At 55.8% G+C, this 15,534-nt stretch carries 11 protein-coding genes and 1 pseudogene; 5 read left to right on the forward strand and 7 right to left on the reverse strand.

Annotation, left to right across the window (positions count from 1 at the left end; translation table 11 throughout):
• Positions 1-1,045: 1,045 nt before the first annotated feature.
• From KYT87_RS26165 to KYT87_RS26175, 3 genes are all read right to left on the reverse strand, one after another.
• Positions 1,046-2,125, reverse strand: a complete 1,080-nt coding sequence (locus tag KYT87_RS26165) for a BsuBI/PstI family type II restriction endonuclease (protein ID WP_219991214.1) — start codon at positions 2,123-2,125, stop codon at positions 1,046-1,048.
• Complete coding sequence (locus tag KYT87_RS26170) at positions 2,122-3,555, reverse strand: Eco57I restriction-modification methylase domain-containing protein (protein WP_255593582.1); 1,434 nt, start codon at positions 3,553-3,555, stop codon at positions 2,122-2,124. Before KYT87_RS26170 ends, KYT87_RS26165 begins: the two co-directional genes overlap by 4 nt.
• 283 nt (positions 3,556-3,838) lie before the next feature.
• Positions 3,839-4,972 (reverse strand): integrase, encoded by a 1,134-nt coding sequence (locus tag KYT87_RS26175; RefSeq protein WP_219991216.1) that lies wholly within the window; start codon positions 4,970-4,972, stop codon positions 3,839-3,841.
• Between the two features lie 542 nt (positions 4,973-5,514).
• On the opposite strand from KYT87_RS26175, the gene KYT87_RS26180 reads away from it, so the two are divergent.
• On the forward strand, positions 5,515-6,801 hold the full coding sequence (locus tag KYT87_RS26180; RefSeq protein ID WP_219991217.1) for a site-specific integrase: 1,287 nt from the start codon (positions 5,515-5,517) through the stop codon (positions 6,799-6,801).
• A 132-nt stretch (positions 6,802-6,933) separates the two neighbouring features.
• Here the strand turns inward: KYT87_RS26180 and KYT87_RS26185 are convergent, their stop codons facing one another.
• From KYT87_RS26185 to KYT87_RS26195, 3 genes and pseudogenes are all read right to left on the reverse strand, one after another.
• The gene (locus KYT87_RS26185) at positions 6,934-7,326 is read right to left on the reverse strand and encodes a hypothetical protein (protein WP_219991218.1); all 393 of its coding nucleotides are present in this window, start codon (positions 7,324-7,326) and stop codon (positions 6,934-6,936) included.
• A gap of 980 nt (positions 7,327-8,306) precedes the next feature.
• Positions 8,307-9,587, reverse strand: coding sequence for a PD-(D/E)XK nuclease family protein (locus KYT87_RS26190; RefSeq protein ID WP_219991219.1), 1,281 nt, complete (start codon positions 9,585-9,587; stop codon positions 8,307-8,309).
• 831 nt (positions 9,588-10,418) lie between these two features.
• Positions 10,419-10,889: pseudogene (locus KYT87_RS26195) on the reverse strand (HipA domain-containing protein); the annotation flags it as partial.
• Between the two features lie 327 nt (positions 10,890-11,216).
• Here KYT87_RS26195 and KYT87_RS26200 point away from each other — a divergent pair.
• The gene (locus KYT87_RS26200; RefSeq protein ID WP_219991221.1) at positions 11,217-12,287 is read left to right on the forward strand and encodes a YcjF family protein; all 1,071 of its coding nucleotides are present in this window, start codon (positions 11,217-11,219) and stop codon (positions 12,285-12,287) included.
• A gap of 299 nt (positions 12,288-12,586) precedes the next feature.
• On the opposite strand, the gene KYT87_RS26205 is transcribed toward KYT87_RS26200, so the two are convergent.
• A complete protein-coding gene (locus tag KYT87_RS26205) occupies positions 12,587-12,925 on the reverse strand; it encodes a hypothetical protein (protein WP_219991222.1) in 339 nt (112 codons plus the stop codon).
• A 234-nt stretch (positions 12,926-13,159) separates the two neighbouring features.
• On the opposite strand from KYT87_RS26205, the gene KYT87_RS26210 reads away from it, so the two are divergent.
• The 3 genes from KYT87_RS26210 to KYT87_RS26220 all read left to right on the forward strand — a co-directional run bounded on the left by KYT87_RS26210 (position 13,160) and on the right by KYT87_RS26220 (position 15,245).
• A complete protein-coding gene (locus KYT87_RS26210) occupies positions 13,160-13,837 on the forward strand; it encodes a hypothetical protein (RefSeq protein WP_219991223.1) in 678 nt (225 codons plus the stop codon).
• Positions 13,838-13,969: 132 nt separating this feature from the next.
• On the forward strand, positions 13,970-14,995 hold the full coding sequence (locus tag KYT87_RS26215; protein WP_219991224.1) for a YafY family protein: 1,026 nt from the start codon (positions 13,970-13,972) through the stop codon (positions 14,993-14,995).
• 100 nt (positions 14,996-15,095) lie between these two features.
• Positions 15,096-15,245: a hypothetical protein gene (locus KYT87_RS26220; RefSeq protein WP_219991225.1), complete on the forward strand. Its 150-nt coding sequence runs from the start codon at positions 15,096-15,098 to the stop codon at positions 15,243-15,245.
• The last annotated feature ends 289 nt before the right edge of the window (positions 15,246-15,534 follow it).

The raw sequence follows: 15,534 nt of genomic DNA on the forward strand, positions 1-15,534 counted from the left end.
GGAACACAACGCGCAGAGTCGATGCTCATGCGCATTGCATCAGGCAGCCCTGCGTTGTGCACCTTACCAAAGGGTGCACAACGCAGGACCGCCAACTTGCAAACACACACATGGGGAAGACCCCACGCAAAGGCTCGCCAAGCCTTTGCAAACCGCCGTAGCTCTATGCCTTGTAATTGGGGCTGGTAGGGCTGCAACGGGCGCTGCAATGGGACACCATTGCTTCGACCCACTCCGACGCATAGCGGGCCAGATAGCCTGCTTGCCGGCGACGTTGGGCGACACGGAAACGGGAGCTGTGGCAACACAGTCGAACCCTGTTCAGCGTGAAGCAGTGTGAATCTGCATTGGGGGGTGTGCGGAAATGAACGGCACAACCCAGTCTCGGCAGGTGGGCTGATGAGGTCGCAGAAATGCGACAGGGGCACGAGGGGAAACCTGGACTGCTCGGCACCACGCGGAAATGCGTGGGTCTCTGGATAGCTTAAGCCTGTAATTGCCAGTGAGAGTCTGGCATCCGAGTAAAGGCCCTTGGATATGCGCCCTCGCGGCGTGATGAGTTGATGAAGGTTCGGGACGGTAACCCGATGCTATGGAACATCGTAGGGCGAAAGCGGCAACAGCCGTGAAGCGTATGCGACTCCTGGAACCTGAGGCTCCATATCTCAAATCGTGGGTCTGACACGATGAGCTAACGTGGGAATCTCTGACGGCTAATCGACCAAGGTGGCACTTGGAACGGCACAAGAGAGGGAGAGGCGGATAGTAGAGTCCGAGTGACGGACAAGACCTAATCAGTCGAGTCCGAAGCGAGCGTGTAAGCGCACTCGAAAACTGCCAGCGGTTGAAAATGTGTGTCCCCGCAAGGGGTTTTTGAGCTTGGCGGCTCATTGCAAGTTAGATAGCTCGAAACGCTTGGCGGCGTTAACAGCGAAACCCTCGTTGCCTGGCGGCAATCGAGAGCAATAAAGGCATTCCCTACGGAGGTCACACTCGAAACTCGCCCCCCTTCCACTCGGAGGGGGGGTATCCAGGCACACCACATCTATGGCCGCGTCTTCCCCGTAATGTCGAAGGGTCTCTCTGCTAGCCATAAAAGACGTTCGGGCTCTGACCGAAACCAGACGAATGACCCCCAAGCCAACGTCGGCAAGGCCTTCTTGAAAGCACTGTCAGCCCGGTCCTCGAAAGCCGTACCAAAATAGCACTGTTTTTCGGGAAACCCCGCCACCCGCACGTATGACAGCAATGCATCTTTGCGCGCTTGCGTCATCGGCCCGTCTGAGGCTACGACTTCCACAAAGACGAGCGCAGTGTCCTCGCCTGAATCACCAACGTTGACCAGAATGATGTCCGGCAACACTTTGGATGCATCTATATTGAGCCCAAGGGATTGCGCCACCATATCATCGTGGTAACGGACCTTGGCCCCGCTTTCCGACATCCACAAGAGCGCGGCGGCACCCAAAAAGGACTCGGAAAAATTCTCAACAACGCCTTTCGAAATCAACGACGATGGACCTGGAGCTAGCTTAATGACGCTCCCATCAGGACACCGAACCGACACCTCGTCATCACGCCTTACTTTGCCGGCAGCGATTACTTTCATACGCGCCCGCGCAGCGGAAGACAAATGTCTCCCCTGCCATGACTCTACTGCGGCTTCAAACCGTTCCTCCGTCAGAGCTGGGTCGAAAAGCTCAGCAAAATCAGTCTTCAAGAAATAAATCGGCTTACTAGAAGTTGTCGGAATGCCAGGAATTTTGCCCACAGCACCGATATCGACCAAGCCCAGACGGATAGTTTCATCGCGAATTGGTTCGCGAGTCGTGTCTGCATACCATCGCTCACCCTCGGGTCGGAAACCGGGCCGGTTTGAGTTAGCAACCCAAGCCAAGCGGTCCATGTCATCGGTCAAGGCTGCTTGGTCTGCCGTGTAAAAGTACACATGACTTGGACGCAGAAGCCGGCCTTCCCCTTCAACCATGCCCCCATACAGAAAAACCCAAACGGTCTTCGCCGCCATTTCCCTGGTCAGCGGGCCACGCATTTCCAGCCCTGCCGGGAAAATCTTGAGTAATCGGGCCTGAATTTCGGCGATAGACAATAGTGGCGGCAGGCTCATTCCCCCCCCGCACACATCGCTTGTTGCTCAGCAGGAATGGCAAGCTCCTCATCGACCACACGGTCAATTGCCGACAGTGTTGGGGTAGCACCAACACGTTCACCTATTCTCACCAGCAGAGCCAAAGGCGGCAGCGGCAGTTTTCTCAATTCGGTCGCATTGATTTGCGTACTGCCAGCAAGCGCGCGGAAATGCTCATCCACAACACTGCTCGCCAGAAACGCCGAAATACCGCGCGCTTCAGCTTGCGTCATCGTCCCCCCTTTGCGATAGATATAGTTCAGGTGATTCTCAAGGCCAATTGCGGCACCAGGCAATTGGCCGAGATACGCCGCGCATGTCACTCGACGCTCGTCTTCCTTTGGCGAAAATCTTCGCATCACCACCATTGGAGCATTGGGCACCAACATCCACGCACTTTCAGCAGATGCCACAATATGCTCGCGCTTCTTCTGCACAGGCCATTGAATATGTTGCTGCCTGACGTGTTGGAGCCAAAGTAGAGGAACCGTGTTCTCACCACCGAATTCCCGAATCTGCTGCTTTGCTCGGAACGCGACCACAGGGCCTGTTGAGACCGTCAAACCATAGGTCTTCAGCGTCGCGGTCCATCCTTCAAACGGGTCGGCGCTTGCCGTTGGCAATGAGAACATGGCGTGCTCATCGGAGCCCACAACCCGTTCAATCGGTATCGCTTGCATACCCGATGCGGCAAGGTCATTTGCGCCCTGACTACGCGTAACCTGAATGTTTGCCCCAACCTCGACCTGCGTTCGCCCGACGCCCCAAGCAATGACTGTCTCTTGAAGCACAGCGTCTTCTTCGAAACCCTCCGTGCGACTCTCGAAGGCGTGCAAACGATTGATGGTCAGGTGCCGCAACATTGTGCGGCGTGCCGCCTTAAAATAGGCTCCGGCCATCCAGCTGCGCGGAGTGATGAAACACCAGCCTCCGTCGGGTGGCGTAAGCCTGGCTGTGGCGGCCATAAACAGCGCGTAAATGTTCGGCTGACCATAGACGGCGTAAGCATGCAGCGCTGCTCGCGGGTCCGTAGTCTTATTTAGCTTCAAGAACGGCGGATTCGCGATAGTCATCAAACCTGGCAAGGGGTCCGCACGCAGCGCGAAGTCCGAAAGCAGGAAGTCTTCATTACGAATCACGTAGTCAAACGCGACGCCGTTTTGCTCGCACACCGCTAGTATTTGCTCGCAAAGGGACTGGAGTCCCGGTATCAACCTGGACTCCAGTTCGTACAGAAGTAGCTCAATTCGGCTTGGCCGCTCCATCTGCGGCTTCGACAGCAGCGCCTGCACAGCTGCTGCTGCCAAGATGCCGGCGCCAGCTGCTGGCTCAAGAACCTTGGCCGTCGACTGAGTCGCGTTCGCCACGAGGCTTTGCGCCATGAAATTCGCAACGGTGGGCGGAGTCATGAACTGACCCATCGCACGCTGTTCCGCACGGCTCAACGTCGCGGTGAAGGCGCGCCCAGCGGAGTGTGCTATGTCGACTAAGGAGTTCATTTCAACCTACCAGATGCCCAAAAAAACCCACTGTTAGGTGGGCTATGCTGCGCACGCGATGCTAACACGTTGCCCCCGAGACTCGGCAGCTGACGAATGCTGTCGCCAGGGTCAGGTTGTGCTCGAAGGCAGTAACAAATTCGTAGCCCCAGACCGGAGGCGACTCATCTCGGTGAGTCGGACCCGTCAGCAGCTATCGGCCAAACTCCAGGTACTCCAACATACGTTCAAGTGCATCCCTCTTTTCATCCTGAAAGTCGTAGTTGTTGTAGTGCCTGGTTTCTACCCCGGTTAGATTGTGGGACTGTAGGTGATTACGAACCTCCGCACTTACCTTGAGCTTTGCCAAAAGCGTCGCCACGCCTGAACGCACGCGCTTCAGTTCGAAGCCTTCGAGTTTGCCTCCAACAACTCGCTTGGCCCACGAGCGAGCAGTCGTAGCACTGAGATGCCTCCCAGGCATTACCGTTATTGCGAAATCTCCGCTCGCCGTAAGTTGACTTAAGGCCTCATCAATCACGGGAATCCGCGGCAAGTGAATCGGCCTGCGGGTACCCGAGCGCCCCTTCGTGTCAATCAACGTAATAAAGTCTTCCTGAATATCGTCCGCGCGTAGCCGGACGAACTGCTCAATCCGTTGGCCGCCGAGCATCAAATGCAGTCTCAACAACGCGGCCTCCTGCCCGGGAACATTGATTAGTCTCCAGTAGACACGCATCTCGTCCGGCGTTAAGGGGTTCTTGTCCGACCCGCGAGACTGCCTCACGCCAGCCACATCCGCGACCGGATTGTGGCGAATCTTGAACTTTGCCAACGCCTCCGAGACCGCAGCATTCTGTTCAGGGTTCTTTGCTCGCTCGAAGGCGGAGCTCAAATACGCCTTGAGTTTACGAGCCGTGTTGCGCTTGCCAGCAGTGGATAGCGGCCTTAGCACCTCAGCAATCTGCTCACTCGTTACCTTGTTCGCTCGTGAGGCTGCGACAGCGGGGAATGGCTTTTGCACGTTTTTCGCAAAGAGGTTCCTCGCCTGCTTGCCGGTCTCAGCATTTCGCTCCGCCAACTGCTCCACATAAAAGGCATAGAGCTTGCCTAACGTGTAGCCCTCCGCGGCACTTTCCTCCCGCTTTGCCTGGGCTTTGGCCTTCTCCTCGTTCACGACAGCTCTATAGCCACCCTCAGCTTGAGCCTCATAGTGCTTCGCGGCCATCGCGGCCGCCGCTGTACGAGCCGCCTGCAACGAATAGCCTTTGCTGGTGGGTGAGAGACTCTTTGGCGCAGCAGATGAGTCATAGAGACCGATAGGGTAACGGTCGCTCTTTCCAGCCAACGTGACACGCCAGTAGAACGAGAGAACCCCCTGCCCTGATTTCCGTAGCTCTAATGAGCCACATGGAGGCACTGACTCCAACCTCAAGAATTGCCGCGGCTTGATTGCCTGGACCGCGTCACGCAATGACAGGACTTTCTTCAATGGCTCGACCTATCTGTTTACAGTTATGTGCACAGTTTAGCGCCAAATGAAGCTGGATGCAGCCGGACAACACTGGACTTCATATTGTTATAAATCAATAGGTTAAAGACAGAACGTTATCCAGCCGCATCCAATGAAGTCCTAAACCAGGGGACTCAAAATCCCCCGCCGCAAGGCGTGCCGGTTCGATTCCGGCCCCGGGCACCATCTGGCCTTCCCATTGAGGCCCATAGCCAACAAATTCGCTTTTACATCAGCGAGTTAGCGCTAGACAAAATTCCCAGCGAGTCCCATAGATTCCCGCTGGGGTACACCAAAGCCCGCGTTTCTAGGTTCCCTGGCGTGTACCCAAAATGCTCTCTGAATTCCCCGTGGGTACACCCATTTCTGGAGAGCATATGAAGCTTACGGCCAAGCAATGCACGGCGGCCTTGATCCCGTCTGGCAAACAAGAAGCCCTTTTGAGCGACGGCGGCGGTCTTTACCTACGGCTGCGACTACGATCCGATGGCACAGTCAGCCGAGATTGGCTATTTCGCTTTACGGCTCCAGGAGGCCGCAAGGGCAAGCTCAGCCTCGGACGGCTAACGGACGTGTCACTTGCGCTAGCACGGGAGCGTGCCGGCGAGCAGCGACAACTGCTGTCCGCCAAGATCGACCCGAAGATCCACCGCATCGAGCAAGTCACGGTTGCCAAACGCCGCGCTTTTGACACTCTGGAGACCGTGGCACGAGCCTGGCATAAAGAAGCCGCAGTGCTGGGAAAGTGGTCGGCGCCTTACGAGCGCAAGGTCCTGCGAATGATCGAACTCCACCTACTCCCGAAGTTAGGCGCACGGCCTTTGCACCTGGTATCCCCTCCAGAGGTTCACGGCCTGCTAATGTCCGTGGCCGTGGAAACGCGCGAGACGGCAGGAGAGCTGCGCACTCACCTCAAGCGGATGTATGCCTTCGCCGTACGCAACGAAATGATCGTGCCGGCGGCAAACTTTATGGCAGTGACCCAGATGGACCTGCCGGTTTATCGCACAACGAACTTCGCTACGATTTTGAAGCCCGAAGCCGTTGGGCAGTTGCTACGCGACCTCAAAGCGTATCGGGGGAACTTCATCACGAAATCTCTGTTGGAGATCATGCCGCTCGTGTTCCAGCGCCCCGGCCAAGTGCGTAGGATGAGCTGGGATCAGATCGATTTCGAGACGGGCGTTTGGACGTGTCCAGCTGAGATCATGAAGCTGCGCCGCGTGGACAAGGAACACGAACAGACACCAACTCATGTGGTCCCGCTTTCGAAGCAGGCGCTCGAGATCCTGCGTAACCTGCATCAGGTCACAGGGCCGTCCGGCTTCGTGTTCAAGCCAGCAGCCAGACGCAGCGATGCAACTCGGACCATCTCGGAAAACACGGTTAACTCGGCTCTCAGAGCGCTGGGTTATGACACGCGGACAGAGATTACGGGGCACGGTTTCAGAGCTATGGCGCGCACACTGCTGGTCGAGCGACTGGAATGGAACAGGGATGTAGTGGAACGGCACCTTGCCCACAAGACGCGAGAAGAACTGGGCACAAGTTATGACCGCACTCAGTTCCTGACGCAGAGATTGGCGATGGTGCAGGCTTGGGCAGACTACCTTGATGGTCTGCGCGACGGGAAGACGACACCCGCACTTCGTCTGGCGGCCTGATGACCGTATCGCCGGGGCCACTCCTAGGCCCTGGCTACATCTGAACGGGATCTTTTCAACATTAAGGCCTCTGTACTCTGGGCCTGAAGTCCCGCCTCGGACTCGTTAGTCAGGGGTCTTGGTGACCAGCTTTCACCGACTTGTGCACTTAGGACAGACTGTTGTTAGAAGCCCGGCATCCTGTATCGAGCTTGGCTGCCCGCAGTTCTCGCACGTTTCAGCGCTGACGTGTCCGGCGTGGCGGATCGCCCGCGAAATAGCCTCGGCCGCTGCGTCTCGTCTAGCATCGTCCTTGCCATCAACTTGGCAATAGAACCGCAAGGCACCGAACTTTTCCTTGATCTGCACGACGTTCGCCGTGCAAGCGGGATACTCGGTCAGAATAGTGTCGATACGGAAGAGCAGGTCCGCGAGCAACCCATCCCAGCCGGGACCACATTCCAGCCCCCACGGCAGATTGGCGTTCTGAAGTACACGCGGGAATTGCTTTTTCAACGCATCTAGACGGTCTGAGTGTTCGCTCATGGTCGGGGCTTTTTCGGCAGGAAATCGGTTCAATCGACGCAAAGAAAGGGAGTGGTCAAAGGCACTATTACCTCAGAAAGCAGTAGGTCGCTGCGGAGTTCTCCCGAAAGCCCAGCAACGCGGCTCGATTGAGCGAGGGATCAATCTCATAACGGCCTCTATAGACGCGCTAAAAAGGCTGTGGTTGTGATGATCTGTCGTACAGCCTATACAAACACGAGGCTCTGATCGACTCTCTTCAGAGGAAGAAATCAGAGCTATTTCCAACTCCGCAGCAAACCTACGACCTTGCATATAGAGTGGCACGCCCAATGTGTGTAACAGTGAATTAGTGGCAAATCTGCGACGCCGTCTTCTCTTTCGTGAGGATTTTTCGCGGTTTGACTACCCGCAAAGTGGTGCGTTTACTGCGGCATTTGCGAGAAAGCCTCTGCCCGGCACCGTTTAGACGTGGCTGGCAGCACCTCTAGAGTGCGGCCGCTGGCATAGCAGTTCATAGGTTCGCTGCGGAATTGGTGATGTCGCCTCAGGAGATCATCGAGTGGCATGCGACTGACTACGCCTCCGTACTAAGGAACCCACGACACCCAAAGTGGTGGGTCTGCTGCGGTGTTGGCGAGAGAACCTCTGGCTTGCACCGTTTGGAAGTGGCTAACAGCGCCTCTAGACTGCGACCGCAGGCACAGCAGGTCATAGGCTCACTGCGGAATTGGCGATGTTACCTCTGGAAATCATCGATTGGCACGCGACTGACTATGCATCCGCGCCAAGGAACAACGACACCAAATGGGGTAGGTCCACTGAAGAATAAATGGCGTACCATCGATCAGAAGAGTTCCAGATGGGTTGAGCAAACCTGCGACCGCAGCCGGCCAAATAAGCACCTCCCCGATAAGGGAAGCTCGCGATCAAAAAGCAGACGTTTTCCGGACTTACGTTACCTGCAGTCTGATCTGAAGCCGACGGCGATATGCCCGCCCTTAGTGAACTGTTGCCAATCTCTCATCGAGTTTCGCCATCTCGGATAGCGACTCATCGACTGCCCGCTCGAGCGTCAGGTCTTTTCGCACACGCAGCCTTACGAAAGACTGTTCGTGGTCCAAGCTTCCACTCCGACCGTCGGAAAACTTAGCTTTCGCTGCAACTTTTCTTAACGCGTCCTTCTTCTCGGCTCGCACGTTGCTTAGGTTAATGAAGGTGACGACTCTGAACGATTCGCCTGTCTGCGTCACGGTCACGCCAGCGGGAGGGAACCACTTATCGAGTTCCTGCCGGTCAATCAGGGACTCCCACCTCTCGAGCGAAAAGCCGCTGCGGACAATCTTCGGAAGCACAAGAAGGTCACCGAATCTGCCTTGTAGCTTGGAGACAAAGGGCCCGAACTGTACTTGACGAATGCAATCGTCCCAAACGCGAGTTCGGCTCCAATACAGCTGAAAAAGTCGGAGCATCGCCCTGCCCTCTAAGGTCGACCTCCCTTGCATCAAATGAGCGAGGTCACGCGCACGCATGCCTTTCGAGCTACTGACCGACCAGTCCTGCATCAACCCGAGAATATCCGGGTGCTTGCACGCCACGTCCGTGACCAGGCGGCCGTAGGCACTCTTGATCATCGCGTCCTTCGGCTCATCCTCGATCACGCTTCGGAATTGCGCTAGCGCTTCGCGCACGTGAGGAGCGATAGACTCGCGCTCCTCCGCTTCCATCAGAAATTCGCTAAGCCAGTCATAGCCGATTGAAATCCATGCTGGGTCGTCAGGAGATGCAATGCGCGAATCCAAAAAGATATGCACTCCAGTGAAGTCAGGAAAGAGCTTCTCGAGATGCTTTCGATAGTGGGAAAGTTGAGCACTGGACTGTTGAGCGCCGAACTTGTTCTCGATTGCTATGTAGTTGCGCCCCGCATCATCAATCACCAGCACATCCAATGAGCGGCCGTCGAGCGCCACCTCCGTCGTCACAAGGGAGGCTGAGAACCCCTGGGTCAGAACACTGGAGGGCGCCAAGAACCGCCGGGTAGGCAAAGGAACCTTTGCATCCTTGCTCTCGTACCAAGCCCGCACCAACAATGACCTGATAGCTTGATCACCGAGCCCGTGGCCCTCCGATGGGTCAAGTAGCCAAGCAATGAAGCGCGAGACATTGACTTCTTTCGGATAGCAAATGCGCAATGGGTTGCACGATGCCGAGGACGTCACCAAACGCTGAACGCTGGGGTCACCAAAAAAGTGTTCGACGAGATCTTCCAGTTTGTCGCGCATGACAGATTATTGCTACATATGCCTAATAGAAACCAATGAGTTTAACCGAGGCTTTCTCATGCATGAGATGACCACGTACGCGTGTGGAGTTCATCCCGCCGTCCGTAAGCGCAGCGGGAAAATTGATTAAGAGCCACAATTCACTAGCATGCGCCGTCTAGATACAGCTGCAAGCAAGATCACCCTTCGCTTGCGGAGAACAATCACGCCTTTGGCATTTGCACCCGGCTTCGCCCCTGAGCTGCGCTCGAAAACTCCTGAGCCAGGCAATCACTGCGCTCCTGCTCAGTCAGACGGAAAATCTCAAGGTGTTCGCGCTGCACCCCTTCGGTTTTGGCGACAGCGGCACACTCCCTCTGTCTCGCTTGGCCGCCCGCAGCCTTGACTCGAGTGCCTAAGTCAATCAAGCCACTGCCTTGTAGAGCCTTAATTTCGGCCTCTCGCATCTGGCTCAAGCGGCTCCGCGCTGACCAAATGAGCGGGATGGTTGATAAACTATCCAACTCGGAGCGACTGACCGGATGAGATTGAGCGCTTCCCAGCAGCGATTTCCGTTCTCGCTGTATCCGCGCAAGGCGGGTTGTAAATGGTGTCCGGATCTGCGCCTGCTAGGCTCAGCTCTACTTCAGCGTTCGTAGCGCCAAGGCGGCATCGCGCGCGACTGCATTCGCCATTGGTGAGACGCTTACGCAACCGCGTGACCACAAATCCAGCATTCTCGCGAGTCGGCTCGTTGCCGGCTCGTAGTCCCCACTGCGACAGAACTCAAGTACTTTCATGCTCGCGGATCTGATCGCCTCCTGCAGTCGAGGGTACCATCCGTGTTTCTCTTCAGACGAAACGCTGCATAGCGTGGCCAATGGGTTTAAATCGGCTCGGCGCGGCCATCGCCGTGTTCCCCCGCGATTTGCGTGCCATTCCGTCGAGCGCATCACCGTTATTGGCGCGTGGAGCGTACGCTCCCATGGTCAGCATGTCGTACGCGGTGGAGAGCTGCGGACGCAACCTGTGCTCGCAGAGTACGCCGAAGTTCTTCAGATGCGCGTCTCCACTCCGGATCGCTGACTCCAAAACGTACTGGGAAAAGAGGTTTGAGCAAACCTGGTTGGCCTCTTCGGCAGAAACGATACTTCGGATGGCGTTGAGTATGGTTTGCTTAGATGGCGTACTGGCTTCCAGCGCTAAGGTCACTGCGGCGAGGGCCGGTTGCTCGTCATGCAGCAAGATCAATGACAGGATCTCCACCATCTCTCTATCCCCGCCGGCGTGAGGGAGAAGCAGTGCCTGGAGTCGGCGAAATGCAAGGTCAGAGCCGCCGCTCTCCAGGTTGGAACTGTTCACCTTCGAGAGGCCGGTCACTCAGCATCCACGCGATTATTGCGCAGATCAGTCGACGGAGCATGATCCTAACATATTGATTCATCATATGAAAAAGTGTAAAAGGGTAATCTCTGACCTCGGCAACTATATTTAAGTCTGACTCTTTAATTTCATCTTCGCTGTGGACCATAAACGATTTGCGCAAAAAGTCCGAATAATTTATGCCGTTGGCACGCATTTATCCTGCGACCGATGATCTGAATATTTGAGAGCGCACTAAATACTTAACTTCAACAAAAGGAAGAAATAATGCAGAATCTGGATGACCTTCTTAAGGAGGCCATACAAAAAGCCACCACTGAACGTGGCCATATCAATATCTTGATCGCTGGACGATCCGGTGTTGGCAAGAGCACCTTAATCAATGCCGTGTTTCAAAAAAATCTTGCGGAAACAGGTCAAGGCCGCCCGGTAACACAGAATACCAGGGAAATATCCAGGGATGGAGTGCCAATAACGATATTTGATACCAGAGGGCTGGAAATGTCTCAATTCAGGGAGACATTATCGGAGCTTGAAAAGGTTATCAAAGATAGAAGCAACGAAAAAGACTCAAATAGGCACATTCATGCCGCATGGCTCTGCATTCAAGAGGATGGGCGGCGCGTCGAAAGCGCTGAGGTCGATCTTCATAATATGCTGGCTCAGCACGTTCCACTTATAACCGTCATAACCAAGGCTAGAAGTGATAATGGATTTAAGAATGAGGTGATTCGCCTGCTACCGGAATCGAGAAACGTAATCCGAGTTCGTGCAATCCGCGAAGAGTTGGATGATGGTTATATGATAGATCCGATGGGCTTAGACAGGCTGATTGAGCTGACATCGGAGGTGATTCCAGAGGGAAAGCGAAAGGCCTTGGCGGCAGCACAAAAGGCCAATCTCAACTACAAGAAATTGCAAGCGCATAAAATTGTCGCCGGCGCAGCAACAGCAGCAGCGGCGGCTGGTGCAAGTCCTATTCCATTCTCGGACGCGGCAATTCTGGCGCCCATCCAGATCGGAATGGTAGCTGGCATTACTTCCGTTTTCGGACTTGAACTGTCCAAAGGAACATTGAGCACTTTGGTCACGTCGGCCATTGGCGTGGGCGGGGCGACCTTTGTCGGAAGGACAATTGTCGTTAATGTACTCAAATTCTTCCCTGGTGTTGGAACTATTGCGGGTGGTGCCATTTCGGCGGCTACGGCAAGTGCCATAACGATTGGCCTGGGAGAAGCATATATAGCTGTTCTTGCGGAAATCTTCTCAGAAGATCCGGATGCGATACCTACCGCAGCGAACCTCGCAGACAGATTGAAAGACAAGATGAACGGTTAATATAGGTTTCCGACTGAAATTTCGATAGAGAAATTTCAGTCGGAGACCCATACTCGATCTTTATGACCTTTGACGTGATCCTCCTCGGCGAATTTCCGAGGATCGTCTCCCGCGCATTTGTGGGACTGTGTGCAAGACCATCCAATTCCGATCCGCCTTCAAAACTGACTAATACAGTAAGACTACGAGCGGCTGGACATCCCCATGAACTGTCGACACAGCAACTGCTAAAACATGGGCCAAATAACAGAAATTCCGTTGCGTTGCTGCTCCCTCTCGGCAACTCCACTAGCAACTGATTAGCAGGACCTCCCGTTAACGGCGCCCGCGTCTGGCTGTCGGGCGATCGCTCCGGACGAAATCCAGTTCTGCGGCGTTTTCGCACCCGCCGACGCCGAAAGAGCAGGCTTCACACAACTAGGTAGGTACTGCACGTCTTTATGATGGTTCAAATCTTTTCCAAGAAAGTATATCTTTGTGTTGCGCACTCCAGCACCGATGCGGGAATACTTTTGTATAACGCCCTTTTGGTCGTTCATGTCGCCTTCGGAGTAGAGATCGCGACAGACAAATTTCCCGTTGTCGATGCCGAAAGCTTGATCGGCCGGCTGACTGCTATCGCCTTCGATGCCGATCACATTCGGATCATATCGAAGACCACGATGCCCCATTGAGACCCGCGTCGCGAAAATCTATTTCTGCGCACTATCCCGCGCGCCTCAATGGGCCTGACAAGTAAATACCACCCAATGCGGTCTTCGGGACAGCAAATGTCCTGACCGCGATCCAAACTGCGTACTCCCAACTCAAGTGGAGACACAGTGTCGGATTCGATAGCAACCCCTGGAACTCATACCGCATTCAATCGCCCCGTGGTCGCCCTGCACGGCTGGGGGATGTCCGCGGATGATGTCGCCTTGCTTGTGCGGCAGCTTGCGGAGGAAGTGCCGGCCTTTGATTGGCACGCGGATACGGACGCGCCGCACGGCGCGCTGTCGCTGCATCTCGTGGACTTCGCGGCATTGACGGGAAAAGGGCGCGCCGAATGGAACGCCTATGGACCGCTCGAGGCCATGCGTCAGGCCCGTGAGCAGGGCGTGGCGGCCTTGGCGTTGTGCCGTGGCCGGGTCAGCCAGTTGCCCGCTGTTCGCAAGGGTGTCTGGGTCATGGCGGCGGACAAGCCGTGGGCGTGCGCCGTGCAAACGTCAGTGCGGGCGCTGGCGGCGCTGGAATGGACCCGTGCGGAGGGCTACAAGACAGTGCTTGCGTGGCGCGCGACGCGCAAGTTCGCCGCTGCCAATCTTCTTGCCGTTCTTGGTTCTGAGCAGACCGCCGCCGGCTTTTCCGAGGTGCTGCGCGAGGCGCTGACTGCATTGTTGATGCAACCTGCAGCGCTCGCCGTTGCCGGCGTTCCCGAGCATGAGTTGCAGCGCACGATAATCGAAGCGGGCTTGCACGAATTGCAGCCCTTGGTTGGCGTGCCCATGACTCTGGATGGTGCGATGCGCGTGGATGCCTTGCTGGGTTTTTCCTGGCCCGCGCTCGATTAGATTCTGCCGACTATTTTCACCGCGACTTCTGCATTCCGGAGGTCCGGTGCCGGCCTGCGTGGCGATGATATTTCTGGTAAATCTCAGTTTGTTATCGTAGCAGCTTCGTATCGAAGCAAAGTGAGTTCCTGCATGCCCCCGCTGGTCGTCAATATTTTCCACGTCTTGAAGGACGCCGAGCAGGGCGGGCACTTCATGAGTACGCCGGAAATACACCGGGAGTTGTGCCGGTCATATCCCGAGCCTCCCGTCGTCAAGACCGTTCTGCGCACATTGCAGAAGTTGCTCGACCAACAGTTGGTGGAGTCCGAAAAGCGTGGCACGGCGTTGGTCTGGCGCAGGCGGGCCGGCGCTGGAGGTGTGGCCGCCAGGTCGGCCGGCTTGATGACGCATGAACAAGCGCTGGCGCTGCAAACTTTGAAGCGCTTTTCATCCCGCCAGATTCCGTCGCTGGTTTCCGAATCGCTGTATTCCTTGTTCGACACTGCCGAGAAACGGCTGGGCGTTTCGCAGAGCGACAGCGAACGCCGCTATCGGAAATGGGTGGACAAGGTCGAAGTAGAAAGCGGGGCCTTTGCCTTGCAGCATCCGGCCATAGACTCAAACATCTTTTCTACCGTTTCCCGTGCGCTATTTTTCGAGCAGAAACTCGAAGTGGTGTATCGCGTTCGCTCCAAAGGGGACCAGGAAACGACGAAGACTATCGACCCGCTCGGATTGGTCGAGGTGGGTGGGGTGATTTATCTTGTCGCAGCCATAGTCGGCTATCCCAAGCCCGCCATGTACCGGCTTGACAGGGTGGTCAGCGCAACCATGTTGCCAGAGATATTCACCTATCCTCGTGAGTTCAGATTGGCCGAGTATGTGAAACATCAGCGGCAGTTCGATTTCATGGTGGAGGGCGCCATCAAGCTGGAACTGCGTTTTCTCAGCGGCGCTGGCAATCACCTGATCGAATCGCCCTTATCCGATGATCAAGTGGCGGAGTATGTCGGATCGGAACTGCGGGTCACAGGAACGGTCTTGCTCAGCAAGCGCCTGCGTTGGTGGCTGAGAGCGTTTGGCCCGAATGTGGAAGTCTTGGGGCCGACAAAGCTACGCGAGGAAATGGCCACCGAAGCGGAAACGCTTGCGGCGCTTTATGCAGCGCGTGCGTGAACGGGTGGGTGATCGAGACACGTAATGTCCCGATCGCCTCATATTCTGGTTGCGGTGCGGCAGTCATCGGGCTGCCGATTTTGCCTATCCTGGATTTCACATGATCAACAACAACGCCACGCCCCTGGAACACTTGGCTGCATTCGCTATCGTTTTCGTGACAGGCGTATTAAGCACGGCCATCCTAGGCAGATATATTGAGGCGGTCAGGCGGGATGCGGCAGAAGACGCCTGCGCGAGAAATGATTGAGCCAGGTGCAAGCTCGCATTTTCCTGAGTATTTCGCCCTATTTTTCCTGGAATCGCAGCATGCCTGTCCGCCCCCGGCCGTTCACTCAGATCTGCACCGAATGCAATTGGAGACAGGCATTTGCGCCCATCAGTGACGCGCTTGTCGTTGGGCGGGATATTGCGGCCCATTGTCCAAAATGCCAATCAACGCAACTGCGATGCATCGCGCCTTCGACGCCAGCGCTGATGGCGAGCTGGCTGAAACGCCTTCTTAGCTCAGGATAGAGCGCACGGGTATCGCCACGTTT

The sequence above is a fragment of the Achromobacter sp. ES-001 genome, from assembly GCF_019448355.1.
Lineage (GTDB): Bacteria > Pseudomonadota > Gammaproteobacteria > Burkholderiales > Burkholderiaceae_B > Achromobacter > Achromobacter spanius_B.